This window comes from Streptomyces sp. NBC_01012 (assembly GCF_045162755.1).
Lineage (GTDB): Bacteria > Actinomycetota > Actinomycetes > Streptomycetales > Streptomycetaceae > Streptomyces.
Window position 1 is genome coordinate 3,594,427 of record NZ_CP108688.1, and the last position, 25,018, is coordinate 3,619,444.

Below are 25,018 nucleotides of genomic sequence, written 5' to 3' on the forward strand. Positions count from 1 at the left end.
GGACACACACCGGCAACACGCGGATGCAATTGGTCGGGCTTCACAATGCGGCTCCCACCGCTGTACAAATGAATACCGGGGAAAGCACGATTGCCCCGGAACAGTCGACAGCCGTCGATCCGTATCCGCCCAGCCGCCAGAAGGCCGGCGTCAGCGCATGTCAGACGCGCGGATGCCGTAGGAAAGGACCGATATCCGTGGCTCAGCGCGTCGTGGTCACACTCTCCGACGACATCGACGGGGGAGAAGCGGCGGAAACGGTCACCTTCGCCCTGGACGGGAAGTCGTACGAGATCGACCTCAATCCCGCCAATGCAAAGAAACTGCGTAAGTCGCTGGCTCCGTACGTGGCCGCCGGCCGAAAGCAGACAAATACTGGCAAGCGCGGCAAGGCCCCGGTGGCGTACCACCACACGTCGCTCGCGCCCGACCCGGCGGCCGTGCGCGCCTGGGCGCGCTCGCACCGGATGGAGGTGCCGGCCCGCGGCCGGATCCCCAAGAAGGTCTACGAGGCGTTCAACGCGGCCAGTTGAGGACTGCGCCCGGAATGTTCCATTCCAGTTCGACCCCCTCCGGCCGCCCGGACCGCTCCTCGGGGAGCCGACTTGCACAACACCCCCGCAGGTCGGCTAGAGTCTGGAGCACGCCGAAGGGCAAGGCCGAAAAGCCGGGTCCGACGCAGCGTGCGGGTGTAGTTCAGTAGTAGAACATCCCCCTTCCAGGGGGAAGGCGCAGTGTGCAATTCCTGTCACCCGCTCTGCACTGCCTTACCGAGCCACTGAGTGGATCAGGTAGAGTGGTGAGCGCTCCACCGGTGAAAGCCGAGTGGCAGCAATGCGGACGTAGCTCAGTTGGTAGAGCGCAACCTTGCCAAGGTTGAGGTCGCCAGTTCGAACCTGGTCGTCCGCTCCGGATTCAAAGGCCCCGGTCGATATCGACCGGGGCCTTTGACGTTTCCTCCTCCGATGTCATCACGGCACATGACAAACGTCATGGTCGGTGATGACACCACGTACTGGCCGCGGCCGTGAGCCGGCGGAAGTCTTGGTCCATGGCCGCGAAGAGGTGAGGAAGGCATGTGGGTACGGGCGCAGGTGCGCGGATGGCAGAAGCGCGAAGCATTCGACAAGATGGATCTCTACACCCGCGGGACCATGCACTCCCTGGTCTGGGGAATGATCTTCTCCATGTCGCTCCTGTCGGTGACACGGCCGGTGCGGCACTCGGACGCGCCCGACGCCCTGATCGTCGCCACGGTCCTGACCGCCGTCGCCCAGGGCGTCTGCTCGGTACCGCTGGTCCCGCGGGCCCTCGACAGCTACCTCGGCCGCGGGAGCGTCGGGCGGCCGCGGCTCGCCTTCGCGGTTGTCCTGTGCCTGGCGAACGCGGCAGGTCTGCTGGCGCTCGGCGGGTACGCGGGCACGGAGGCGTTTCCCGAAATGCAGGTGGCGCTGGCGTCCGTGGCGTGCCCCTTCCTGACGCCTTTCGTCCTCACCGTCCCGATGTGGGTGTCCAGCCTGTGCATCGGGGTGTTCGCGGCGGGGATGAGCGGTGGCGCCCTGCTCGCCGGAGCGTCCTGGCCCTTCGCGCTCACCACCTTGGCGGGAGTGGGTTTCGGCGGTGTGCTGGTCTCCAGCACCATACGTCTCTCCGCGTGGACGCTCGGGATCATGCAGAAGCTCCGTGACACCCGGGATGTGGAGGCCCGGCTGGCGGTCGCGGAGGAACGGCTGCGGTTCGGGCGGGACATGCACGACGTCCTGGGCCGGAATCTGGCCGTGATCGCGCTGAAGAGCGAGCTCGCGGTCGAGCTGGCGCAGCGCGGAAAGCCCACGGCGGTCAACCAGATGATCGAGGTGCAGCGCATCGCCCGCACCTCCCAGCAGGAGGTCCGGGAGGTCGTACGGGGATACCGGGAGGCCGATCTCCAAACGGAACTCCTGGGAGCCCAGGGCGTCCTGCGGGCCGCGGGAATCGAGTGTGCCGTCCACGGCGACGGCGGACGGCTGCCCTCCCCGGTGCAGTCGGCGCTCGGCTGGGCCGTACGCGAGGCGGCCACCAATGTGCTGCGGCACGGCGATCCGCAGCGGTGCGACATCCTGCTGGAGACCACGCGGGACGGGATCCGGCTGGTGGTGGAGAACGACGGCCTGACGCCGGACAAGGCCGTCGTCTCCGGCGGCGGCTCGGGGCTCCACGGGCTACGGGAACGGCTGGCCGAGGTCGGCGGTTCGCTGGAGGCGGGGGCGATGGACGGCGGACGGTTCCGGCTGACCGCCACGGTCCCGCTGCCCCCGCCAGGGCCCACGGCTTCCCCGCCGCACACGACGGACACGACGGGCACGGCGGACACGGCGGGCACAGCGCGCACTGCGGGCACGGCGGGCACGGCGGGCACGGCACGACGACCGTCCGCTTCCCCGCCGCACACGGCAGAGACACCGGGCGCTGCACGGCCGTCCGCTTCCTCGCCTCCCTCGCTCTCACCCCCGTCGCCCACGCCCCCGCTGCCCGCATCACCGAGTACCGCGCCCTCGCCGCTGGAGAAGACATGACCTCACCCGCACCGGGCCCCGTCCGCGTCCTGCTCGCCGACGACGAGCATCTGATCCGGGGCGCGTTGGCCGCGCTGCTCGCTCTGGAGGACGACATCGTCCTGGTCGCCGAGGCGGCGACCGGACCTGAGGCCATCGCCATGGCCATGGCGCACCGGCCCGATGTGGCCGTCCTCGACCTGGAGATGCCGGGCGCCGACGGTGTGAAGGTGGCCACATCGCTGCGGGCCGGACTGCCCGGCTGCCGGACCATGATCGTGACGAGTCACGGCCGGCCCGGCAACCTGAAGCGGGCACTCGAGGCGGGCGTCCGCGCGTTCGTCCCGAAGACGGTCAGCGCCCGGCGGCTGGCCGAGATCATCCGTACCGTGCACGCGGGAAACCGCTATGTGGACCCGGAGTTGGCGGCCGACGCGATCTCCGCCGGGGACTCCCCGCTGACCGCGCGTGAGGCGGAGGTGCTCGAACTGGCGGCGGACGGGGCGCCGGTCGCGGAGATCGCCGAGCGGGCGTCGCTCTCGCAGGGCACCGTACGCAACTACCTGTCGGCGGCCGTCTCCAAGCTCGGGGCCGAGAACCGTCATGAGGCCGTGCGTCTCGCACGGCAGAGAGGTTGGGTATAGTGAGCAGCGCGCTTCGGCGCTTGCGGACGTAGCTCAGTTGGTAGAGCGCAACCTTGCCAAGGTTGAGGTCGCCAGTTCGAACCTGGTCGTCCGCTCCACGCAAGAAGGCCCCGGTCCTCGTGACCGGGGCCTTCTGCCGTTACGTCTCTCTACGCCCCGGCCGTCACACGCCCTGGGCCGGCCAGCTCGTGCCGGTCAGGAGCTCGTACGCGTCGATGTACTTGGCGCGGGTCGCGTCGACGACCTCCCGCGGGAGCGGCGGGGGCGGCTGCTCGCTGTGGCGGTCCCAGCCGGAGACCGGTGAGGTCAGCCAGTCGCGCACGAACTGCTTGTCGTACGAGGGCTGTGCCTGGCCCGGCTTCCAGCTCTCGGCCGGCCAGAAGCGCGAGGAGTCGGGCGTCAGCACCTCGTCCGCGAGGATCAGCTCCTCACCGCCGTCCTCGGTGGGCGCGAAGCCGAACTCGAACTTCGTGTCGGCGAGGATGATCCCGCGCTCACGCGCGATGTCCTGTGCGCGGCCGTAGACGTCCAGCGTCGTCCGGCGCAGCAGGGCGGCCGTCTCGGTGCCGACCTCGCGGGCGACCTCCTCGTACGACACGTTCTCGTCGTGGTCGCCGACCGCGGCCTTCGTGGCGGGGGTGAAGATCGGCCCCGGGAGTTCGGAACCGTCGACGAGTCCCTCGGGCAGGCCGAGACCGCAGACCGTGCGCGTCGCGTCGTACTCGATCAGGCCGGAGCCCGTCAGATAGCCGCGTGCCACGCACTCGACCTGGACCATCCGCAGCGAGCGGCAGATCAGGGTCCGGCCGGCCCAGTCGGCGGGTGCGCCGGCGGGGAGCTCCGTCGACAGCACATGGTTGGGGACGAGATCGGCGAGCTGGTCGAACCACCACAGCGACAGCTGGGTGAGCACACGGCCCTTGTCGGGGATCTCGGTGGGCAGGACCCAGTCGTACGCGGAGATACGGTCGCTGGCGACCATCACGAGGTCACCCGCCTCGTTCCGGTACAGGTCGCGCACCTTGCCTGTGTGCAGGTGGGTGAGCCCCGGCACCTGCACGGGCTCGGGCTTTTCTACGAAACCGGACACGCTGCCTCCGCGTAGGTTGATCCAGGAGTCGTTCCGATTGTCCCGCATGCACCCTGGCCACGCCGCCAGGGGTCGCTCCGTGGACGGACCGGCGCCCTGGCGGCTCAGTCCCGCTTGCAGATCCGGTCGAGCAGATTGGCCGTCGCCCGCTGGATACGGGAGTCGACATGGCCCGGACGGTCGAGGGCCGGGGACCAGGCGAAGGTGCCCGAGGCGAAGACGAGCGCGCCCGAGGGGGCGCGGTACAGCGAGGTCTCCTGGTGCCGGGTCGCTCCCTCGCTGTCCGTGTACGGGGAGTGCGCGAGCAGCATGCGGCTCTCGTGCTCAGGCAGTGTGGTCCGCGGGAAGTAGCGGTCGGCCTCGCCGGCGACCAGTCCGTCGATCTCGTCGTCCTCGGCCGCGCCGGTGGCCTCCCAGAGCCAGTGGCTCGCGTTGCGCACGACCAGCGGGTGCGGATCGGGGACCCGGCCCGCGTACTGGATGCCGAGCAGCTGTTGTTCGGGGCGGTCGATCTCGCGCCAGAGCGCGGATTTCCCCGGGCCGCGGCGCTTGCGGCAGGTCAGCAGACGGTCGGGGACACCGGAGGGCGACGGGCCGAGGCCGACCTGCCAGTACATGGTGTTGGCCGAGAGGAAGACGAGCGAGGTGCCGGTGTCCCTGGCGAGCTCGGTGGTGCGGCGCATCGGCACCGACCAGTACTCGTCGTGGCCGGGGAAGACCAGGCCACGGTAGCGGCTGGGGTCGACGCGGCCCGCGTGCAGATCGCGGGCGTCGGCGTACGCGAGGTCGTAGCCGTAGCGCTCGGCCCAGCGGATGAAGTCGTAGGCATGGCCGACGTGCAGGGGGAGGCCGGCGCCCGCGTAGGGGCGGTCGAAGGAGAGAGTGACCGCGGCGTCCTCCTCGCCGAGCAGCCGGCCCCGCTCGTCCCAGGCGTGGTAGAGGCTGGCGCCCGTGCGGCCGTCCTCCGGGTAGAGGTTGTACGCCTGCCAGGTGACGTCGGGAAGCAGGAGCAGCAGGTCCGCCGGGTGGTCGTCGCGGACCGTGAAGGGGACGTGCGAGCGGTGGCCGTCGGCGGTGGTCAGCACGGCGACATAGGCGCCGACCGACCAGTAGGTGGGGATCTGCAGGCGCCAGGACAGCCACCAGTGGTGGCAGGAGACCGTCCGCTCGGCGGCCAGCGGGGTGGGCTGGACGATGCCGGAGAGGCGCGGGCTGGTGGTGATCTTCGCGGCGCCGTCACCCGCGTAGTGCCCGATGCGGTAGACGTCGACGGAGAACTGCTGGGGCGGGTCCACGGTGATGTGGAAGTCGATCGCCTCGCCGGGTGCCGCGGCTCCGGGCGAGACGAACCCCTTGATCTGCTGGCGCACGTCGTCGGCCGTACGCGTGCCGCCGCCGGCTCCACCGCGGCCGAGGTCGGGGTCGGCGTACCAGGGGACGACCTGGCCGGTGTCGTCGAAGTAATTCTCGCTGCCCCTGAGCCAGGGCAGCGGGCCCTGTCCGAAGGGGTCGCTCACGGCATGCGCGAGGGCACCCGATTCCCATCGCCGGATCTGCTCCGCCCCCATCCCGCTCCCCTCCCTCGTCCCCCGGATGTCTGCCGCGCCGGGATGCCGACGCGGTCCCCAGCACATCACATTACGCGCGCGGTCCGTCACACTTCGTCGCGAATAGATGGGAACGGATACTGATCTTCCAGCTATCCAGGGGATATTCCGGGTATTTCGCTACTTGGGTGGACGGACGGTCGTTCAACTCCGTTCAACTCCGGGCCCCCTCGGCCCAGACGCACCGCTCAGCCCAGGCGTACGGGTTTGTCCGTACGCACTCCCACCGCCGTGAGCCAGGAGCGCAGCGGATCCGCGTCGCCGTCGTCGACGAGGCTGAGCACCGGGACGCCGAGGTCCGGCCTGCGGACACCGTCGACGAGCAGCGCGGGGCCGTCGAGCCAGTCGAGCCCGGGTGCGGCTCCCGCCGTGTCCACGGCGGCGCAGCAGACCATCGCCACGACGTGGTCGGCGAGCAGCTCCGTGCCCGAACGGGGCGGCTGGAGGGGGAAGAGCGGGAGCGGCCCCGACAGGTCGATGGGGTCGGTGTCCGCGCCGTCGGCCGGGGCGCTGCCGCCGGGGCGCGAGCGTGGTGCCGCCTTCTCCTCGTCGCGGGCGACCGCGGCGCCGATCCCGGCCGCGAGCGCCTCACTGTCGGCGCCGGGGGCGGCCAGGTGGTCGATCACCCGCGCCAGCGTGGGCATCGGGGAGCCGTCGGCCGCCGTCGTGTCCGGCGCCCCCACGGAGACGCTGGTCGCCACCCCCATGGCGTCGAGCACCCGGTGCAGACGGGCGGCCTCCGTACGCCACTTCCGGTCCACGACCTCGTCCGGATACTGCTGCCAGTCGACCGGCGCCCAGTCGGGACCGGCTTCCGCCGGACCCCCGTGGAAGAGGCGGGCCGCGAGCAGCGACGCCGCCTCGTCGGCCGCGCCCGGCTCCTCGATGAGGTCGCAGGCGGGGCGCTCCCCCAGCCGGGAGGTGAAGCCCTCTGCCAGCCGGTCGCGCCGGGAGAGCTCCGTGAGCGCGGAGACGACACCGGCGTCGAGCCTGGAGGGCCAGCGCCCCATCCGCCAGGCGGGCAGCGCGACCCGGGTCAGCAGCCGGTCCCAGCCCGCGTAGGCAAGACCGACCTGCTCCTGGGCGGCGATCCGCAGCCCGTAGTCCACCTCCTGCGCCCGCCCCGAAGCGGCGGCTGCGACGCCGCGCTCCATCTCCGCCGCGTGCCCCTGACAGCCGCGCAGCAGCACCCTGGCGATCCATCCCACGAAGGCCGCGGACAGCCTGCGCACCTGCCCCTGCCCGGGCGCGGTGGCGTCCGCGACCGCGGCGTCCAGGCCACGGACGAAACGACGGGCCGCCGCTATGTCGGGATGCGCGGACGGCCCGGTGCCCGCGACGACCGGGGCGAGAACCGCGCGCAGCTCGGCGACCCTCATCCACCACAGGAAGGGGGACCCGATGACCAGCACGGGCGCCGCCGGGATCCGGCGGCCGCGTCTGTTCCCCTTCGGACCTCCGCGATCCTTCGCGCCCGGCTGGGCGGCGGGGTGCGTACGGTCCTCCAGCCAGCTGTCGCAGTCCGGGGTCAGCGCTATGGCCGAAGGCGCCGGGACGTCGAGCCGGTCGGCCAGATCCCTGACCAGCCGGTAGAGGTCGGGGGCCGCGGCCTCGGTCAGAGGCACGGTCGGGCTGACCGCCGGCCTGGCGCGCGCCACCGCGACGGCGACCGCCGCCGCGAGCAGCAGGATCACGACGGCGCAGGCCGTCACCGTCCAGCTGACCGTGGACCAGACGCCCGGGCCGATACGGCCCTGGGCGAGCGCGACGAGCAGCACGACGGCCACGGCCGCCGGCAGGATCGCCAGCGCCGCGGCTCTGCTCCGGATGCGCAGCAGAGCCACGGCCCTGGACCGCGCTGCGTGCGCACCCAACTCCTCAACCGAACCGGTGGTGGACACGGCCGGACGTCACCCCCTCTGCCCCCGCGACGGTGTTGGTCACTCCCCCACTGTGGCACCCGTCACTGACATCGCAATGCCGGTGGGCCAAGTGCCGGAAAGCTTGCGCCGCACCCTAGTTGGGGCCTCGGCGGGCGTCATCCGGATGGCCGAGCCGTCACCCGATGGAATGGCTTTGGGTAAAGCTGCTGACGTACCGGTGCACGGTCGTTCGGTGATACCGCGGGCCTCGCGGCTGCGCCGGACACCCCTGTGCCCGGCGCTTCCCGTGGGGGCGCCGGGCACAGGGGACGGACGAGCACGAGCGGAGGCTCAGGCGGCTCAGGCGGCTCAGCGGCTCGGGTGGGGGCAGGGGCTTCCCGGTGAGGAGCTGGGGCGCCCGGTGAGGAGCAGGGGCTCAGGCTTCCTCGGCGGCCTTGCGGGCGATGTCCGTACGGTGCTGGGAACCGTCGAGCCTGATCCGGCCCACCGCCGCGTAGGCGCGCTCCCTGGCCTGCGTCAGGTCCTTGCCGCTCGCCGTCACGGAGAGCACGCGCCCTCCGGCGCTGACGACCGCGTCGCCGTCCTGCCGGGTACCGGCGTGCAGGACGAACGCGTGCGGTGCATCCTTGGCCACCACATCGGCGAGGCCCTCGATCGGGTCTCCCGTGCGGGGGGTGTCCGGATAGTTGTGCGAGGCGATGACCACGGTGACGGCGGCGTCGTCGTGCCAGTTCAGCGCGGGCGCGACATCCAGGGTGCCGTTGGCCGAACCGAGCAGGAGCCCGGCGAGCGGCGTCTTCAGCCGGGCCAGGACCACCTGGGTCTCCGGATCGCCGAAACGGGCGTTGAACTCGATGACCCGTACGCCGCGCGAGGTGATCGCGAGGCCCGCGTACAGCAGCCCGGAGAACGGGGTGCCACGGCGGCGGAGCTCGTCCACGGTCGGCTGCAGGACGGTCTGGAGGACCTCGCCGACCAGCTTCGGGTCGGCCCACGGGAGCGGGGAGTACGCGCCCATGCCGCCGGTGTTCGGGCCCTCGTCGCCGTCCAGGGCGCGCTTGAAGTCCTGGGCCGGCTGGAGGGGCAGCACCGTGGTGCCGTCGGTGATCGCGAAGAGGCTGACCTCGGGGCCGTCGAGGAACTCCTCGATGACCACACGGTCGCAGGCCAGGGCATGGGCCCGCGCGACGTCGACGTCGTCCGTGACGACGACGCCCTTTCCTGCCGCGAGACCGTCGTCCTTCACGACGTACGGAGCACCGAAGGCGTCCAGGGCCTCGTCGATCTCGGCGGGCGTGGTGCAGACGTAGCTACGGGCGGTCGGGACGTTGGCACCGGCCATGACGTCTTTGGCGAACGCCTTGGACCCTTCGAGCCGGGCGGCCTCGGCCGAGGGGCCGAAGCAGGGGACGCCGGCCGCGCGCACGGCGTCGGCGACACCGGCGACAAGCGGTGCCTCCGGGCCGACGACCACCAGCTCGGCACCCAGCTCGGTGGCGAGGCGCGCGACGGCGGTGCCGTCGAGTGCGTCGACCGGGTGCAGTTCGGCCACCTCTGCGATTCCGGCGTTGCCGGGGGCGCAGTACAGAGCGGTGACTTCGGGGTCGAGGGAGAGAGAGCGGCACAGGGCGTGTTCGCGGGCGCCGCCGCCGATGACGAGGACCTTCACGGGGTGCAGCCTAGCCGCCGGGGGCCGGGTGCCTCGACGGGCGCCGCTCCGTGGACAGCGGGCCGGCAGATGACCCCGTCGACGGACAGCGCCATCGGCCGCCGGCCCCGGCGTTGGATGACGGGCGGCCCCGGCGGCGCGACGACTCGGCCTGCGGACCCGACCGGCTACGCGGGTGCGGGCTCGGGTGCGGTGCGGGTGCGGGCTCACTCATTGGTCATTGGTGAACTCCTCGACGACCGTGGCACCCAGCTCGCGCACGATCAGGTCGTGCCCGGAGAGCGCGGAGTCCACCAGATCGGGATCGTCCGCCTCGGCGGTGTCGTCCTCGGGCGCGACCGCCCGGGGCGGCTCGGGAGCCGCACGGTCGTACGAGGACCGGTCATGCGAGGACCGGTCGTACGAGGACTCCTCGGGCGGCCGCCCGGACGACTGCTGCTGTGCCGGGGGCTGCTGAGCGGGCGGCGGGGCCTGCGGGGCGGGCGCGGACGACCGGGACTCGTACGACGGAGCCGGCGGCGCCGCGGGCGGGGGCTGGTACGGGGCGGCCGGGGGCCTGCCACCGCCGCCGCCGGTCGGCACGGGCTGACCGCCACCGCCCGACGGGTCGACGACCGCGTCGACCCGCCACGTGGCGTTGAACTGCTCGGCGAGTGCCTGCTTGAGCACCTCTTCGCTACCGCTGCTGGAGAAGGTGTCGCGGGCCCCGGCGTTGAGGAAGCCGAGCTGGAGGGTGCTGCCGTCGAAGCCGGTGACCTGGGCATTCTGGCTGAGCAGGATCCAGGTGAACCGGCGGCGGTTCTTCACGGCTTCGAGGATGTCCGGCCACATGTTCCGCACCTGGGCCGCGCCCTGCGCCATGTCCTGCCCGCCGGCTGCGGGGGCGCGCCCGGCGGGGGCAACGGGAGCCTGTGCGGCCGGGGCAGGCGGGGGCGTCTGCGCCTGGGGTACATGGGGCGCCTGAGGCGCCTGGGGGACGCCGCTTCCGGGCGCTGAGGCGGTCGGCCATCCGCCCGGCCTGCGTGCCGGTTCCGCACCACCCGCACCACCACCACCGGCTCCGGCAGCCGCAGGCCAGGCACCAGGACGCTGCCCGGCGGGAGCGGGAGCCGGGGCCTGAGGGGGCTGCTGAGCCGCCGGCTGCTGGGCCTGGGGCGCCTCCTGCGGCGCCACCGGCTGAGGCTGCTGGGCCTGGGCCACCGCAGGGGGCGCCACGCCCTCGGCGGGTACACCGCCCGGGGCGGCACCCGGAGCGCCACCCGGAACCTCGCCCCGGACGGCCGCACGGGCCGCGGCGGGACCGCTGACGCCGCCGCCGGGCATCCCGACGCCGGGCCCATGGGCCTCCGGCCCCGGCACGTACCCCACGGCGGCCCCGGGCCCCGGCCCGGCTGCGGCAAAGGACCCGCCGCGCTCCAGCCGGTCCAGCCTGGCCTGGAACGAACGCTCGTCGTCGAAGGCGGCGGGCAGCAGCACACGGGCACAGATCAGCTCCACCTGGAGCCGGGGCGAGGTCGCCCCACGCATCTCGGTGAGCCCTTCGTTGACCAGGTCGGCGGCGCGGCTCAGCTCGGCGGCGCCGAAGACGGATGCCTGGGCCTGCATCCGCTCCACCACATCGGCGGGCGCGTCGATGAGCCCCTTGTCCCCTGCGTCCGGCACCGCGGCGAGGATCACCAGGTCGCGGAGCCGCTCCAGCAGATCCGCGACGAAGCGCCGAGGGTCGTTGCCGCCCTCGATCACCCGGTCCACGACCTCGAAGGCCGCAGCCCCGTCGCCCGCCGCGAAGGCGTCGACGATCGAGTCCAGGAGAGACCCGTCCGTATATCCGAGGAGCGAGGTCGCCATGGCGTATGTCACACCGTCGTCACCCGCTCCGGCCAGCAGCTGGTCCATCACGGACATCGAGTCACGCACGGATCCCGCACCGGCCCGCACCACGAGCGGCAGCACACCGTCCTCGACGGAGCTGTCCTCCTTGCCGCACACCTCCGCGAGATAACTACGGAGCGTCCCGGGCGGCACCAGCCGGAACGGGTAGTGGTGCGTGCGCGACCTGATCGTGCCGATGACCTTCTCGGGTTCGGTGGTCGCGAAGATGAACTTGAGATGCTCCGGCGGCTCCTCGACCACCTTCAGCAGGGCGTTGAACCCGGCCGGGGTGACCATGTGCGCCTCGTCGATGATGTAGATCTTGTACCGACTCGACGCGGGCCCGAAGAACGCCTTCTCCCGCAGGTCACGGGCGTCGTCCACGCCACCGTGCGATGCGGCGTCGATCTCGATGACATCGATCGAACCCGGCCCGTTGCGCGCGAGGTCCCGGCAGGACTGACACTCCCCGCAGGGAGTCGGCGTGGGCCCCTGCTCGCAGTTCAGACAGCGGGCGAGGATGCGCGCACTGGTCGTCTTTCCACAGCCACGCGGCCCGCTGAACAGATACGCGTGATTGACCCGGTTGTTCCGCAGGGCCTGCTGCAACGGGTCAGTGACATGCTCCTGACCGATGACCTCGGCGAAGGACTCGGGGCGATAGCGGCGGTAGAGCGCAAGGGACGACACACATACGAGGTTATCGGGGCGGACCGACAACCGGCCCCGCCCGGACCTGGAACCCGGCGGACGATCACACACACCTGGCACACCCCGGACACACAAGGGCCCCCCACGCACCCGCCAGAGCCAACTTACCCTTGCTGCCTTCCGGCCCTGGGGGAGTTCAGTCAGATAGCGCCACGTGAGGGGCTGACGCCCACCTTAGCCGATCCCAGCCCCCTGTCGTCCACCCGCTCCCCACCCCCACCCCTCCCGAAGGCCGGTCCGGAACGATCTACCGGGAACGTGTTCGCGAGCACCCTCCAACGTCTTGTATTGTTTGCCGCGGAGGATTCGCCTAGTGGCCTAGGGCGCACGCTTGGAAAGCGTGTTGGGGGCAACCCCTCACGAGTTCGAATCTCGTATCCTCCGCCATTGCTCTCACCGGGCAATACGTCGAAGGCCCCCGCAGCTTGCTGCGGGGGCCTTCGACGTTGGCTCAGGCCTCGTTGTTCTGGTCTTTGTCCACAGGGGCGCTCGTTGCGGGCCCCCAGATGGCATCCGCGAGCTTCTGCGCCACGTCCTTCAGCATGGCGTCAGGCACGTGCAGGTACCGCGCGCGCATCCGTGAGGACGTGCCCGCCTCCCAGCCCATGATCTGGTCGATCACACGGTCCGGGATGCCGAGCAGCATGAGGACCGTGGCTGCGGTGTGCCGGGCGTCATGCAAGCGCCCGTCACGTACACCCGCGTCATCGAGCAACTTCTTCCAGTCGTGGTAGTCCGTGTTCGGGCTGAGCGGCCCCCCGAGCGGCTTCGTGAACACATAGTCCGACTCGGTCCACAGGTTGCCGGCGGTCTTGCGCTCCCGGGCCTGAGCATCCCTATGCTTCCGCAGCATCACGACCAGGGGGCCCGGCAGGGGCACCGCACGACGGCCGGCGCGCGACTTGGTGTTCTTCGTCTCGCGCCGCACCTGCTTGCGGTCCGGGCAGTACCCAGCCTTCCGGCCGCAGGGGGCTGCTTCCTTGCACCCGTGCTCGTACTTGGGGCGCAGCCGATTCCGACGCAACTTCAGGTACTCGTGGTCCAAGTCCACATCGACCCAGCGCAGGCCCAGTGTCTCCCCCTGCCGCAGACCGAGGGCCAAGGCCAGCATCCAACGGGCACTGTTTCGGCGCTCGTTCACCTCGATCAGCAGGCTCTGCACCTCGTCGACGGAGTAGGGCTCGATCTCCTCCTCCGGCTCCTCCATCCGCGGCGGCTTGGCCAGGGCGGCGGCGTTCTTCGCTGCGTGGCCACGGCGCACCGCCTCACTGAGGGCGGTACGGGCGGTGCGGTGGGCTTGGTGGGCAGTGGCCGCCTTGCTGCCGTTCTTCTGCATCCGGCGGTACAGGCTCTCCAGGTGTTCCGGCTCAAGGCGATCGATGCGGTGCTTGCCGATGCCGGGCACGAGGTGCACACGAACCGCCACCTCGTAGCCGTCGTAGGTGTTCTCGCTGACGACGTCCTTGGCGATGTTCTCGACCCAGTGCCACAGCCACTTCTCAACCGTCCACAGCTTGCCGGGCTGCTGTGCAGTTCCCTGGTCGCGCTGCTTCTCCAGTCGCTTGACCTCTGCGGCCAGAGCGTCCTCGGTCGGGCGGGTGATGTGCCTGCGGTAGGGCTCGCCGTCGTCCTTGTAGCCCATCGGTACTCGGGCGTGCCAACGGCCGTCCTTGCCGAAGTAGACGGCCGTTTCACCGTTTGCCCGGCGAGTGCGCTTCTTCTCCGCCACGGGCGGACTCCTTCAAGTTCAGGTGCGAACGCGGGACGCCGCCCGGCTTGGGCGGCGTCCCGCATGTGAGGTGGTTCAGGCGGCGTGCCGCTCGGCGCGACGGCGTGCGAGGTACGCAGCCGGCGCGTCGGCGGGGACACGGCGAAGGCTGCCGATCGTCAGCGACTCCAGAGCACCCGAGCGGATCAGGGCGAAGCAGGTGGTCCGGCCGACGCGGAGACGGCGGGCGGCCTCCTCCACGGTGAGCAGGATCAGCGTCGGGTCGTCCGCCGCATGGGGTGCGGCTGCATAGATCTGGTGCACGAGCTCGCTCCTTGGCGGTGAGATAGCGCGAGATGTGTCCGAGGTTGTGATTTCTGCGTCATCACGTCATCCGCGTCACTCGTTACCTCTGACCTGCGGTTATGTGGTGACGCAGGGCGCCAGGGGTGCGTCATCGGTGACGCAGACCTGCGTCATGGGGTGACGCAGGTGACGCGGGGTGACGCGGTCTAAGCCGTCCTGCGTCATCTCGATCGCGGCAGCTCAGGGGTTGTTTCGGGCCTTGTGGTGACGCGGGTGACGCAGGTTTCCCTTTCTTAAGAAAAAAGAGAGGGGGTGTCTGTTGTGGTGTGGTGCTGTTTCAGGCGTGAAGTGGGGAGCCGCTGCGCGGCGCGACCCTTGGGCGGCGTTCCGCCGAACAGCAAGAGGAGCACCCGCCTCCGTGGCGGGTGGTGCTCCTCTTGCTTGTCCGTAGCCCGGTCGCCGGTACCGGTCAGAGTGACTGCTGTTCGTGGGGCGACAGGGCCGGGCGTCGGGTCATTTCGACGTAGCGGCCCGCTTTGGTGCGGCCCCAGTCGACGAGGACGCCGCGGGCGGCGAGGGTGGGCTGAAGGCGCTTGAGGCGGTCGGAGAGGACTTTCCCGGTGGTGGGCCACCCTTTGGGCAGGGCCCGCAGTTCGTCGCCGCTGTAGAGGCCGCCAAGGAGGTGCAGCCACTCCGAGGACGTCATGCGCGTCTCGGTGCCGGGGTCGAGGGTGGCGGCGTGCTTGAGGACGGTCTGCGCGAGGAGGTCTCCTTCGATGACGTCGTCGTTCAGCTCGTCTAGGCTGCTGCGGTAGGCGGGGAGCGTGCCGAACCCTGTGGCGGCGTCGATTTGCGCGCACAGGTGGGCGAAGTCCGCCATCCGTAGATCGCTCGGGATGTCCGCCTCGGTAGCCCGGACCTTGACCGTCAGGTCGAGGAGGGAGCCGAGGATCGCGGGCAGGGCCGTTTCGAACTCCCGCCACAGCTCCGCTTCGGTCCGACGCACGCTCGGGCGTTCCAGTCGCAGCGGCAGGAGGCGTTCGGCGAGGTCGGGGCGGATGACGCCGACGTCGATCCCGGTGAGCAGGAGGGGGCGGCGGTAGCGGGAGCGGACGACGTCGCCGTCGCTGAACAGGGCCCTTTTGATGCTCTCGGCTCCGGTGACGATGCAGCACATGAGGTCGGAGAGGTCCGGGGCCAGGTGCGAGAGGTTGTCCAGCGCGGTGACCCATCCTGCGGCGACGGCCGTGATCAGGTTCTCTTCGTCCTTCGGGGCCCGGCGCAGGTCGCCGGTCATGCCCTCGATGATCCGCACCAGCATCCGGCCGGCCGTCGACTTCCCCGCTCCCTGCGGCCCGGTGAGGAACGGGGCCGGGACGGGGACGGAGGGGCCCAGGCAGCCGATGAGCCAAGCCAGGGCCAGGCTCTCGGTGTCGGCGGTGGCGAAGTTCGTCAGCCGCAACAGCTGGTCGATGCCCTTGCCCTCGGTGTCCCGGGCGGGCATCGGGAGTTCTCCGGTGAGCTGGGTGCGCCGCCAGCACACCTCACGCGGGTCGGGAACCTTGATCTCCCACCCGTTGGGGTGGATGCGGACGGACTGCCCGTCGTCGCGGCCCAGGTCCAGCCACGTCGCCCCGTCGAACCCGGGGGCGACACGGATGTGTGTGGGCTGCACGTCCTGGCTCAGCGCGAGTGCTTCGATCAAGTCCAACGCCTCCTTGAGCGACGTCCCGTTGAAGACGCCGACCCCGTCGTTGAAGAGGTCGACCATGAGTTCCTGCCGGTGGCTGCCGGTCGTGCCCTGGGAGCGGATCGGGCGGGCCACGGGGTGGCCGATCCGCTGGGCGTAGACGGTGCCCTCCGTGGTGCGGAAGTACCGGAAGTGCGACTGCGCGTACTCGGTGATCACCTCACGCGCCGGAGTCTTCTCGTCCTCGGACATGGCTCACATCCCCAATGCCGTACGTGCGTTGGACCACGCGTCGGTGCAGTGCCGGGCACTTTCTCCCTTGGCCTGCGCGGCGGCGAAGAGCCGGGCGGCGTGGGCGTCGGTGAGGCACCCGCACCGGCCGTGGGCGGACAGGACGGCGAGAAAGGTGCGGTACACGGTCGCGTGCACGGCGCCCGTGGCCTCGGTGATCCGCTGCTCAGCCATCGCGATGCCCCGCTCCAGATAGACAGGCGAGCGGTGAGGGCACTCCCCGCCCCCGGCGGGAACGGGCACGGTGACGAGCCGTACCGGCGACGGCTTCCTGACGATCAGAGCGCGGACGGCGTCGGGCAGGGTGGTCACGGTGCCGGTGCCGGGGCCCAGCCACCGGGCGTAGACCATCGTGGACTTGATGTCGACGCCGTCACGAACCGCGTTCACGGAGGACATCGCCCCCCGGTAGATCCAGTGCTCGCCCCGCGTGGTGGGAACGGTGCGGGTCGCGGGGAGCGTGCGGCGGGCCCAGGTGATGGCGTCGGCGTGGTCGAGGTCGACGACGGTCAGGCCGATGCCGCCGGGGTGGTAGGCCACGGCGGCCGCGTGCTTCCAGGCCGGTTCCCATGCGGGCCCGGTAATGACGGCGGGATCGGTGGTGGCGGCGGCCCACGCGTGGCACGGCCGGGGGCACGCGCACGGGCCGGGGGTCTTCATGTTCGGCCGGCCGCCGCAGGCATTGTCCCGGCAGGCCGGGCAGTTCCCGAACGGGACCTTCCCCGCCCTCAACGGCAAAACGGGAACCGAGCGTGTGGCGAGGTCCAGTGCGGACTGGATAGGGGCGTTCACGCGGCCACCTCCTGAAGCGTCTGGAGTGCTGCGGTGCCGATCCAGTGGGTGTAGGCGGGTGGGATGGCTTCGGTGAGTTCCTCGCGGACGTCGGTCCAGGTGATGTCCATGGCCTGCTGCATCTCGGGCACGGTGGCTTTGCCACCGCCGGCGCCGTACGCGGCGACGTAGGGGCCGTCGAAGTACTGGCCGTGTCGCCATCCGCGCACCCTGCCCCGGTGGGGGCGGTGCGGCATGTGGGGGACGTTCCAGCCGCTCAGTTCGAAGTTGCGGTGCCGGATGACGCCCAGCCCGAACATCTCCCCGCAGAGCGAGAGGTCCTTGCGGACCGGGGCCTTCCCGTTGGGCTGCTCGATGACGTACGGAAGACCGGTCTTGTCGAGCAGGTGCCGGAGTTCGGGGATGAGCTGGACGTGTTCACGGCCCCAGCCGCGTGAGGCGTTGGTGCCCACCGTGAGCGCGCATCCGGCCTGGCAGGGCGGAGAGGCGTGCACGGCCGCGTACCGCGCGATCTTCCCGGACGCGATCAGGGCGGCGAGGTATTCGAGGGCGTCACCCCGGTGGAAGGTGAAGGGGTAGTTCGGGCGGTCGACGACGTCCACGCCGGTCACCTCGAACCCCGCCCGGTGATAGCCCATGGCTGCGCCGCCGGCGCAGGAGAAGAGATCGAGTAAGCGGGGCCGGTGGCCGAGGGCTCGCCGGATCGGGACAGGTTGAGTCATGCTGGATGTCTCCAGTTCTCTCATAGGGGTTGCTGGATGAGGGCGGTCCCGGACTTTGGCGAGACGGGGCCGCCCTAGGTATTGGTCAACTTCGTCGAAGGCACCAACGCGATCTGACCTGCGCGTTTTTGACACAACATCAGCTGTTGCGAAACCGTTACTTTGGGCGCTGGTGTGGCGCGGAGAGTCGGGGGTGGGGGCTGGTTAGGGTCCCCCTCACCCCTTGGGGGGAGGGGGACCCTAACCAGCCCCCACCCCCGAAAAGCTCTCCGCGAGCTGCGAAACGCTGTTTGCGATCTTGTTTTCCCGGCCGTGATCCTTGAGGTGTGCCGAGGCGCCCGGCGCATCACTGATCACAACGCTCAAGGGGGAAACCCGTGTTCGACCTGATTGCCCAGACCGTGCCCGTCACGCTGGGCTGCCTCTCTCTCATCGCTCTCGGTTCTGACCCGGTCGCGCCGTGCGGCCCGTCGGCCAAGCAGTCGGCGGAGACCATCACTGATCACCTCCGGGCCATGGCGAACCACGCCCGGTCCATCTCGGTGCTGATCATCCGGAAGTCCGGGGTGGCGGGGGACTAATGAGCTGTGCCCCGGCGGCAGGCGCCACCGCCGGGGCGCTGTCCGCGTCAGCCGTGGAAGTGGTTGCGCTTGATGACGGCCTTGCGGATGTTCACCGTCGTGGGCCCGTGCTCGCGGCCGGCGGTGAGGACCTGGACGGCGATGAAGCCGCCGAAGATGACGGCGGCCAGGATGATGAGCTGTTGAACCAGGGCGGCGAGTGCGGCGATGAACGTGGTCAGCAGAACCAGCCCACCGCAGACCGCGGCGAACCCGATCCCACCGAGCGCGATGTTCACCGCCGTCCGCGACACGAGCGGCTTGGCGGTGACCGGCTCGGGCCGGTTGTGGTCGATGGCGTAGCCGGTGGTGACCCGACCGTCCGGCAGCACGATCGACGTCACGGCCGGGACCGGTCCGGGCTGCACTGGGATGACCGGGGCCGCCGGAACGGGGACGATCGGGGTGGGCTGGTGGATGGTCACGGCCTGCTCGGTGGGCCGGTGGTAGGTGTTCTCGGGGAACATGCGGAATCCCTTCCTCTATACGGTCAGGGAGGCGGAAGCACCCCCTCTCGGGGCGCCCGGTGAGGGGGTGCTGGGGCTGTGAGCTGGGGTGACTCCCTGCTTCCCTGAACATCATTTGTGCAGGTCAGGTCCAGGGAGGCAGGCCAGGGAGGCACTTAGGGAGTTCTCCCTCCCTCCCTGACCCGCCAGGGATGCGCTCCCTGTGATCAGGAGGCGGAAGCGGAACCGTCGGTGTCCCGGTTGGCGAGGGCGCGGGCGATGCGCTCACGCCCGACGACCATCCGCCCGTCGGACTTGTAGGGCTCGGCGGCGGTGCCGTCGAGGACGCGCTTGAGGTCGGCGTGTGTCCAGTCCCCGTAGCTGTCCTCGGACAGCACCGCGAGGCGCTGCAGCACGTCCTGGGTGAGGACGCGCTTGGTGTCGCCGATGACGGTCGCGATGTCCGTGAGCGGGTCCCGCTCCTCGTCGCGCTCGATGACGTGCAGCGTGGTGACCCCGTCGCGCATGGCCCGGGCGCGAGCCGTGATGAGGGCAGCCTCGTCGGTGTCGATGAAGTGCGTGCGCACCGTGATCGACGCCTGGCCGGCCGGAATCGCGATGCCGTCCGACGCGACAACGAGCGTGCCCTTGTCCAGGCCGGGACGGAGCAGGTTCGGAGCGGCGCCTCCGTCGACCGCCTTGTCACCGAGGGCCATGCGGGCCTGCGACTCCGTGCCGAGGGCGAGAGACGCGCGGGTGTGGGCGCCCTCACGGACCAGCTTGGGCAGGTTCTGATCGGTCGGGTCCTGCGTGCCCTGCCACAGCGTGACGTTCACCGCCCGCCCCTGGTTGTGAATCTTCCGCGCCGCCATGAAATACCGGGAAGTGGCCTTGGACCCGCCGTACGGCCGCTTCTTCTCGTCCACGGTCGGGCACATGAACGCCACCTGCGCTTCGTCGACCAGCAGCACGAGCGGCGGGAACACAGTCCCCGGCGCCGCCTGCAGGCGGCGTTCCATCTCGGACACGCCGTCTTCGAGCATCTCGGTCGTGTCGACGACGTGGTCGTCGGTCGGCCCCTGGATGAGCACCGTGGCCAGGCCGTCGAACATGGCCCAGTCCCCGGCACCCTTCAGATCGGCGATGCGGAACTCCACCGTGCGGTCCAGGACCAGCCACAGCGCGAGAGCGCGCAGTGCTGCGGTCTTGCCCTGGTTGGACAGGCCGGTGATCAGGAGGTGGCGCTGGTAGAGGGACAGGGCTGCCGCGTCGCCGCGCAGGTCCTGGCCCCACGGGGCCTTGCCGGACTTGTAGTCGGCCTTGCTGTCGGGGTCGGTGACCAGCGGGGAGGGGCCGATCGGCTCATCCAGCGCCCCGGAGTCGGCGACCCAGAGCCGCACGGTGCGGGCGGCCTGCGGGATCGTGATGAACACTTCGTGCTCATGCCGGGCCAGGTTCTCGGCGAGCTTGCGCCGCTTGCCCTGCACCTCGTTGGTGGAGACACCCGACGGCAGAGTTACGTCCACCTCGACACCGCATCCGGCGATCCGGATCGGGCCCAGCATCGACGCGCCGGCGTCACCCATCTCCTTGATCGCGTTCCGCAACGGAGCGATACCGAGGTTGCGCAGCGCGAGGACGACGATGGACGGGGTGATCGGCTCCCCCTCGCCGGAGCGGGCGTTGGCGGGCAGGGCCCACTGGGGTGCGGCCTGCTGGTTCTTGCCGACCGCCCACAGTCCGAGCAGGACCGCCCACGGGCCGATGGTGACCAGGGGTCCCCAGGTCACGGTGATGATGAAGACGATCCAGCGGACCAGCTCGATCAGCGCCATCGTCGGCGCGCCGATGTCGGACCAGTCCTTCGTACCGACGGCGATCATGATGCCGAGCAGCAAGAGACCGCCGGCCGCGATCCCGGCACCCGCGGCGATGCCCTTGGCCGCATCCATGGGGGCGGTGAGCAGGTCCATGCGGCGGCGGTGGCGTTCCTGGCGGAAGCGCTGCCCGCGCTCTTCCCACTCGGTGGCGGCCTCCATGTTGCCCGCGGCTTCCGCCGCACGGAGCATGCGCTCGTAGCGGGAGGCGGTGCGGCCCTCCCACGTGCGGCGGGCCACGATCCGCGTGCCACCGAGGACGTAGAGGCCGTGACGGGCCATCGCCCGGCACGTGGTCTTGGTGGTGTCGTGGGTGGCCACCGTGCGAATCCCGCGTGCGGAGCGCACCCACAGCGGCACAGGCGCTGTTTCAACGGCCGGGGCTGCTACAGCAGCCGTGACAACCGCAGAGGGCTCTACGGGGGCGGTGGCGGTCTTCTCGAAGAGGGGAACGACGTTGTCGCTCATGACGGAACGACTCCTGACTGCCCCGGGGCACCAGGGCGAGAGATGGCGGAAGGTACGGGGGCGGGGTCAGGCTGCGGCGGCGGGAACGAGACGGCCGGCGAGGTACTCGGAGCCGTACGCCTCCTTCTCCTCTGCTTCCAGGCAGCGTTCGTGCTCCCGGTACAGGCGGCGGCTCTGCTTCTCGACACCGAGGTCGTGGCGCAGCCCCGCGATGAGGCGTTCGCGGACGTCCTTGCGGCTGGTCTGCATCGCGTGGACCAGCTCGTGCACGAGCGTGATCGCGAAGACCGCTTCGTTGGGGTGCTGGTCGACGTTGATGACGACCAGGACCCCGCCGTCGGCGAGCGGGACCGCCCGCCCGGCGGTGTCACGGGCCAGGCGCTTCGCGGAACGCAGGGCACGGGCCTGGATCCGTTTGTCGGTGCATCCGGCGGTCTCCCACTCGGCAGCCGTGGCCACATCGGCGAGGTTCCGCTCGCCCGTGAGGACGACCTGCACGTCGGGCATCCGGCCGGCCACCGACCGGTCCACGATCCGCACGGCCTCTTCGCTCAGGCGCTTCGCGGTGCGCAGGGTGGATCCGTAGCCGAAGAGCTTGTGTGTGCTGACGGTCAGCTTCACTACGTCACTCCGTCTCATGCCGCAGCTCAGGCGGCAGTCTCAAGGTCTGAGCAGGGCACGCACATGCCGAGCGAGGCCGGGATGCAGTACCCGGCATCGGTCCGGCAGTTCGGGCAGGTACGCCGGGCCCGCATCGCCGCTTCGAGAGCGGCCATGCGGGCGGGCGTCATGGGCCGTACGGGCTTGGCCCGGTCGATGCGGTAGAGGTAGGCGACCAGCGGCCCCCGCCGTCGGCGGGGGCGTTCGAGCTGGGCGGCCACGTCCTGCCCGCCGGGCCGCAGTCCGAGGGCGCGGAGCTGGCGGCGGGTGGCGTATCCGTCCGGGGCCAGGCGCCACCGGTAGACCGGGAGCGCGGCCATCACGCAGCCACGCGCTTCCACGCGGCCCGCAACCTGACCTCGGAAGCCGAGTGCCCGGCGGTGCGGAAGCGTGCGGCCATCTCCCGGTACGACAGGGCCGGGGTCTCACTGTGCCGGATCCGGTCTACCAACGCGTCCAGCGCCTCATCCGTGATGGCGCCGGCCGACTCCAGCGCGAACGCCGAAACCGGTTCGGTGGGACCCCAAACCGGGAGCTCCCATCGAGGTGTGACGCCGGGCGTGACGCGGCTCGTCACGCTGGTCAGGGCCCGTCCGGTGTCCTCACCCTCCCGCGCCGTCTCCAGCGTCGACCACGCCTTGGAGAGGGTGTCGGCGGTCCTGGCCTGGACGCGTGCGACGCGGGCACCGGCCTGCGTCACGGCCGTCAACCGCGTCTCCTCCGTGGCCGCTTCGGCCCGCAGTCGGGCACGGGCCACGGCGGCTTCGTCGCGCGCTTCCTGCTGAATCCCCTGGATCGCGACCAGCGCCTCACCGGTGAGCGCGGTGCGCTCCCACAGCCCGTGAACCAACCACAGCGCCTTGGCCGCGATCGGCAGCCAGGCGACGGCCAGCCACGCGCCGGCCGACTCCTCGGTGAGGGCGTGGGCGATCAGGACGCCGGTCGCGATGAGGCCGAAGGACCAGCCAACCAGGGTGACCGGGGTGGAGTGGTCGCCCTGCGCCGCGAGGCGGCGTTCGTAGGCCAGGGTGGCGAGCCATCCGCCGTCGATCCCGAGACCGACGACCAGCGCGACCGGCCACGGCATCGCCGTGCCCAGCCACATCACCACCACAGCCAGGGTCAGGACCATGGACACGGCCGTCATGCCGACGGCGGGCAGAACTGTCTTGGCCTTGCCCTTCATGCCCCCTCACCTCCCACACCGGACGCGTTGGCCGGGCGGACCGCGATGGCGGCCCACAGGTGGCGGGGGGCGGGCGTGTGGCGGGTGGCGTTCCACTCCCACTCGGGCCCGCCCTCGACGGCGTAGCCCAGGGCGGCCAGCGCTCGTACGCGCTCCTGCACGGTGGGCATCGGGAACGCGCGGCCGAAGTCGTGCATCGGCCACTCCATGCACGGAGCGTCGGTCAACACGTAGAGCGCCCACGTGCCGGACGCCCCCGTGGCCATACGAGCCTGCGGCAGCACCATTACGACGCACCCCCCAGCACACGGGGAGCGATCAGCACCGTGGCGATCAGCCGGACGGACGACGTGGGGTCGTCGTAGATCTCGCTGTCCTCGGTCCAGATCCAGTGGTGACCCGGCGCGCTCTCGTAACCGAGATCGTTCAGCGCGCGCTCACGCTCGGCCACGGTCGGGGCCGGTGCCGAACGAGCCCAGTCGTGCGCGGGCCACACCGACGCGTTCATCAGCGGGACGAACAGGTGCCACGTGCCACCACTGTTCGACATCTGCGCGGGAAGCGTGTTCATCACGCCACCTCCGGCGAACCGGACGCGGCCCGGTTCGACAGATCCCGGCGAGCGGCCAGCACCCGCCGGCGTGCCCGGCGAACGCGCCGTACGTCCAGCTCGTTCGCCGGGCGGTCGATGGTCATGATCTGCGCGTCCAGCAGGGCGACTTCCGCCCGGATGAGCGGCATCTCCTGCTCGATCGCGTCCAGCTCGGCGGCCGACGGCTCCCCGTCGAACGGGATGGCCGTAACAACGGCCTGAAGTGCAGCGATGGTCTTCATGGGTCGTTTTCTCCCTGGTAGGTGGAACGGCCCGAAACAGCGGCCCCGGTGTCTTCAGCACCGGGGCCGCGCGCCGTTCACGGATGCCCCACCACGCGGTGGTGGGACCGGCCGCCAGAGCTGGCGGCGAGTGCCCCGGGCCGGATTCGATCCGGCGCCCTCACGGCGTGTATGCCGAGGCTGCGGGAGTCAGGCGGGGGTGATGTCGCGTGCGCGGATGATGCCCTCCCGCAGGACGTTGTTGCTGTCCATGGCGACACGGACGGCACCGTCACCGAAGTCGTCCAGGAGCGTGACCCGCTGCCCGGTGGCCTTGAGGCGGTACTGGTCGCTGGGCTGTGCGGTGGGGATGGCGGTCGTGGTTGCGGCCGTGCGCTTGTTCTTGCCGAACATGGGGCTGCTCCTTCGGGTTGGGCTCCGGGCTGGTCCGGGCCTCTCTGCCGCCACCAGCCGCGAGGCTGGGGACGACAGGGCGGGCCGGGTCAGCGGGCTACGCGGGCGGCAGCGCGGATGATGTCGGCGTGGTCGAACGCGAGCGGCGGCAGGTTGTCGAGCGGCCACCAGCGGACGTTGACCGCGTCGTCACCGGCCTCGGCAGGCGTGCCGGGGATGACGGTGAGCTGGTAGGCGACAGTGACGTACCGGCCGCGCGGGTCACGCCCGGGGGCGTCCCACGTCCCGACCTGGGACAGCTCCTCCGGCGTCGCGTACACGCCGGCCTCCTCGGCGAGCTCGCGGGCAGCAGCAGCGCGGCTGGTCTCGCCCGGGTCGACGTGCCCTCCGGGCAGCGCCCACTGCCCCTTGTGCGGGTCCCAACCGCGCTCGATCAGCAGGACGCATCCGTCGGTCGTGGTGACGACGACGTCAGCGGTGTAGCGGATGGTCTCGAACGTCTCGGTGCTCATGTCTCTCCCTCAAACAACGACCCGCACGGCAGGCGCCGTGCGGGGTGGAGCGCCCCGGGCCGGAGTCGATCCGGCAGCCTCACGCCGTGGTCCGGGGCGGTACACGCTCAGCGGCCGGAACTGCCTGAGGAACGGCGGTTGGCCTCGCTGACCTTCTTGGAGAGTTCGTCGCGTTCCTGCTCTGTCAGACTGGTGATCACAGGTGCCTCCTACGCAGGTGCCTGTTCGCGGCACCCCGGTCGCACCCGGGGTGCCGCTCCTGGTTCCGGACCATCCGGCTCCCCTCAGCCCCGCCCGTACGGCCCGTGCGAAACGGGCTGGACGGGCAGGGGAGGCAACCGGCCGCAGCGGCCATGGGCGCTGCGAACGTGGTGGGTGAAGCGGGTTCGGTTCTCCCGATGTCGCACGGCGCTGCTCGTTCCGGGGAGCTCCGAGATCCCGGAAGTCGTCGCAGTTTCGAAGGTGTGCCGTGCGGTTCTTAGAGCCGATGGCGTTCCCCGGTC

Annotated in this window: 24 protein-coding genes, 4 tRNA genes and 1 other RNA gene; 8 read left to right on the forward strand and 21 right to left on the reverse strand. The window is 70.9% G+C overall.

Annotated elements, in window-relative coordinates; translation table 11 throughout:
- Positions 1-197 precede the first annotated feature (197 nt).
- The 6 genes from OG623_RS16155 (at position 198) to OG623_RS16180 (ending at position 3,276) form a co-directional block, all read left to right on the forward strand.
- Complete coding sequence (locus tag OG623_RS16155) at positions 198-533, forward strand: Lsr2 family protein (protein ID WP_406147249.1); 336 nt, start codon at positions 198-200, stop codon at positions 531-533.
- Between the two features lie 152 nt (positions 534-685).
- Positions 686-757 (forward strand) — tRNA-Gly (locus OG623_RS16160).
- 79 nt (positions 758-836) lie between these two features.
- Positions 837-909: transfer RNA gene (locus OG623_RS16165), tRNA-Gly, on the forward strand.
- A gap of 167 nt (positions 910-1,076) precedes the next feature.
- Positions 1,077-2,555, forward strand: coding sequence for a sensor histidine kinase (locus OG623_RS16170; RefSeq protein ID WP_406147250.1), 1,479 nt, complete (start codon positions 1,077-1,079; stop codon positions 2,553-2,555).
- Positions 2,552-3,178 (forward strand): response regulator, encoded by a 627-nt coding sequence (locus OG623_RS16175; protein ID WP_406147252.1) that lies wholly within the window; start codon positions 2,552-2,554, stop codon positions 3,176-3,178. The genes OG623_RS16170 and OG623_RS16175 overlap by 4 nt, the downstream gene beginning before the upstream one ends.
- Before the next feature lie 22 nt (positions 3,179-3,200).
- A tRNA-Gly gene (locus tag OG623_RS16180) sits at positions 3,201-3,276 on the forward strand.
- A 65-nt stretch (positions 3,277-3,341) separates the two neighbouring features.
- On the opposite strand, the gene OG623_RS16185 is transcribed toward OG623_RS16180, so the two are convergent.
- The 6 genes from OG623_RS16185 to ffs all read right to left on the reverse strand — a co-directional run bounded on the left by OG623_RS16185 (position 3,342) and on the right by ffs (position 12,177).
- On the reverse strand, positions 3,342-4,268 hold the full coding sequence (locus OG623_RS16185; RefSeq protein WP_406147254.1) for a phosphoribosylaminoimidazolesuccinocarboxamide synthase: 927 nt from the start codon (positions 4,266-4,268) through the stop codon (positions 3,342-3,344).
- A 104-nt stretch (positions 4,269-4,372) separates the two neighbouring features.
- Positions 4,373-5,836: a N,N-dimethylformamidase beta subunit family domain-containing protein gene (locus OG623_RS16190; RefSeq protein ID WP_406147255.1), complete on the reverse strand. Its 1,464-nt coding sequence runs from the start codon at positions 5,834-5,836 to the stop codon at positions 4,373-4,375.
- 227 nt (positions 5,837-6,063) lie between these two features.
- Positions 6,064-7,776 carry a hypothetical protein gene (locus tag OG623_RS16195; protein ID WP_406147256.1) on the reverse strand — a complete coding sequence of 571 codons (1,713 nt, stop codon included), beginning with the start codon at positions 7,774-7,776 and terminating at the stop codon, positions 6,064-6,066.
- Positions 7,777-8,173: 397 nt separating this feature from the next.
- On the reverse strand, positions 8,174-9,427 hold the full coding sequence (purD, locus tag OG623_RS16200) for a phosphoribosylamine--glycine ligase (RefSeq protein WP_406147257.1): 1,254 nt from the start codon (positions 9,425-9,427) through the stop codon (positions 8,174-8,176).
- 210 nt (positions 9,428-9,637) lie between these two features.
- A complete protein-coding gene (locus OG623_RS16205) occupies positions 9,638-11,989 on the reverse strand; it encodes a DNA polymerase III subunit gamma and tau (RefSeq protein ID WP_406147259.1) in 2,352 nt (783 codons plus the stop codon).
- A gap of 91 nt (positions 11,990-12,080) precedes the next feature.
- An RNA gene (gene ffs, locus OG623_RS16210) (signal recognition particle sRNA small type) lies at positions 12,081-12,177 on the reverse strand.
- Between the two features lie 132 nt (positions 12,178-12,309).
- On the opposite strand from ffs, the gene OG623_RS16215 reads away from it, so the two are divergent.
- A tRNA-Ser gene (locus OG623_RS16215) sits at positions 12,310-12,397 on the forward strand.
- Positions 12,398-12,461: 64 nt separating this feature from the next.
- On the opposite strand, the gene OG623_RS16220 is transcribed toward OG623_RS16215, so the two are convergent.
- The 5 genes from OG623_RS16220 to OG623_RS16240 form a co-directional block, all read right to left on the reverse strand.
- The gene (locus tag OG623_RS16220) at positions 12,462-13,739 is read right to left on the reverse strand and encodes a tyrosine-type recombinase/integrase (RefSeq protein ID WP_406147261.1); all 1,278 of its coding nucleotides are present in this window, start codon (positions 13,737-13,739) and stop codon (positions 12,462-12,464) included.
- Positions 13,740-13,814: 75 nt separating this feature from the next.
- Positions 13,815-14,042 (reverse strand): excisionase family DNA-binding protein, encoded by a 228-nt coding sequence (locus tag OG623_RS16225; protein WP_406147262.1) that lies wholly within the window; start codon positions 14,040-14,042, stop codon positions 13,815-13,817.
- 451 nt (positions 14,043-14,493) lie between these two features.
- Positions 14,494-15,966, reverse strand: coding sequence for an ATP-binding protein (locus OG623_RS16230; RefSeq protein ID WP_406147264.1), 1,473 nt, complete (start codon positions 15,964-15,966; stop codon positions 14,494-14,496).
- 3 nt (positions 15,967-15,969) lie between these two features.
- Positions 15,970-16,797 (reverse strand): DNA primase, encoded by an 828-nt coding sequence (locus OG623_RS16235; RefSeq protein ID WP_406147266.1) that lies wholly within the window; start codon positions 16,795-16,797, stop codon positions 15,970-15,972.
- Positions 16,794-17,519, reverse strand: coding sequence for a DNA methylase (locus OG623_RS16240; protein WP_406147268.1), 726 nt, complete (start codon positions 17,517-17,519; stop codon positions 16,794-16,796). The genes OG623_RS16235 and OG623_RS16240 overlap by 4 nt, the downstream gene beginning before the upstream one ends.
- Positions 17,520-17,896: 377 nt before the next feature.
- On the opposite strand from OG623_RS16240, the gene OG623_RS16245 reads away from it, so the two are divergent.
- The gene (locus tag OG623_RS16245; RefSeq protein WP_406147270.1) at positions 17,897-18,100 is read left to right on the forward strand and encodes a hypothetical protein; all 204 of its coding nucleotides are present in this window, start codon (positions 17,897-17,899) and stop codon (positions 18,098-18,100) included.
- A 47-nt stretch (positions 18,101-18,147) separates the two neighbouring features.
- Here the strand turns inward: OG623_RS16245 and OG623_RS16250 are convergent, their stop codons facing one another.
- The 10 genes from OG623_RS16250 to OG623_RS16295 form a co-directional block, all read right to left on the reverse strand.
- The gene (locus tag OG623_RS16250) at positions 18,148-18,606 is read right to left on the reverse strand and encodes a hypothetical protein (RefSeq protein ID WP_406147271.1); all 459 of its coding nucleotides are present in this window, start codon (positions 18,604-18,606) and stop codon (positions 18,148-18,150) included.
- A 206-nt stretch (positions 18,607-18,812) separates the two neighbouring features.
- Entirely contained in the window at positions 18,813-20,930 is a 2,118-nt protein-coding gene (locus OG623_RS16255) for an ATP-binding protein (RefSeq protein ID WP_406147273.1), read from the reverse strand.
- 66 nt (positions 20,931-20,996) lie between these two features.
- Positions 20,997-21,551: a hypothetical protein gene (locus OG623_RS16260; protein WP_406147274.1), complete on the reverse strand. Its 555-nt coding sequence runs from the start codon at positions 21,549-21,551 to the stop codon at positions 20,997-20,999.
- Between the two features lie 26 nt (positions 21,552-21,577).
- Entirely contained in the window at positions 21,578-21,910 is a 333-nt protein-coding gene (locus tag OG623_RS16265) for an RRQRL motif-containing zinc-binding protein (RefSeq protein WP_406151847.1), read from the reverse strand.
- Positions 21,910-22,776 carry a protein spdB gene (locus OG623_RS16270; RefSeq protein ID WP_406147276.1) on the reverse strand — a complete coding sequence of 289 codons (867 nt, stop codon included), beginning with the start codon at positions 22,774-22,776 and terminating at the stop codon, positions 21,910-21,912. The genes OG623_RS16265 and OG623_RS16270 overlap by 1 nt, the downstream gene beginning before the upstream one ends.
- The gene (locus OG623_RS16275) at positions 22,773-23,063 is read right to left on the reverse strand and encodes a DUF6303 family protein (RefSeq protein WP_406147277.1); all 291 of its coding nucleotides are present in this window, start codon (positions 23,061-23,063) and stop codon (positions 22,773-22,775) included. The genes OG623_RS16270 and OG623_RS16275 overlap by 4 nt, the downstream gene beginning before the upstream one ends.
- The gene (locus tag OG623_RS16280; RefSeq protein ID WP_406147279.1) at positions 23,063-23,347 is read right to left on the reverse strand and encodes a DUF6303 family protein; all 285 of its coding nucleotides are present in this window, start codon (positions 23,345-23,347) and stop codon (positions 23,063-23,065) included. Before OG623_RS16280 ends, OG623_RS16275 begins: the two co-directional genes overlap by 1 nt.
- A complete protein-coding gene (locus tag OG623_RS16285) occupies positions 23,347-23,610 on the reverse strand; it encodes a DUF6284 family protein (protein WP_406147280.1) in 264 nt (87 codons plus the stop codon). Before OG623_RS16285 ends, OG623_RS16280 begins: the two co-directional genes overlap by 1 nt.
- Positions 23,611-23,799: 189 nt before the next feature.
- Complete coding sequence (locus OG623_RS16290; protein WP_406147282.1) at positions 23,800-24,003, reverse strand: hypothetical protein; 204 nt, start codon at positions 24,001-24,003, stop codon at positions 23,800-23,802.
- A gap of 89 nt (positions 24,004-24,092) precedes the next feature.
- On the reverse strand, positions 24,093-24,515 hold the full coding sequence (locus tag OG623_RS16295) for an NUDIX domain-containing protein (protein ID WP_406147284.1): 423 nt from the start codon (positions 24,513-24,515) through the stop codon (positions 24,093-24,095).
- Positions 24,516-25,018 lie beyond the last annotated feature (503 nt).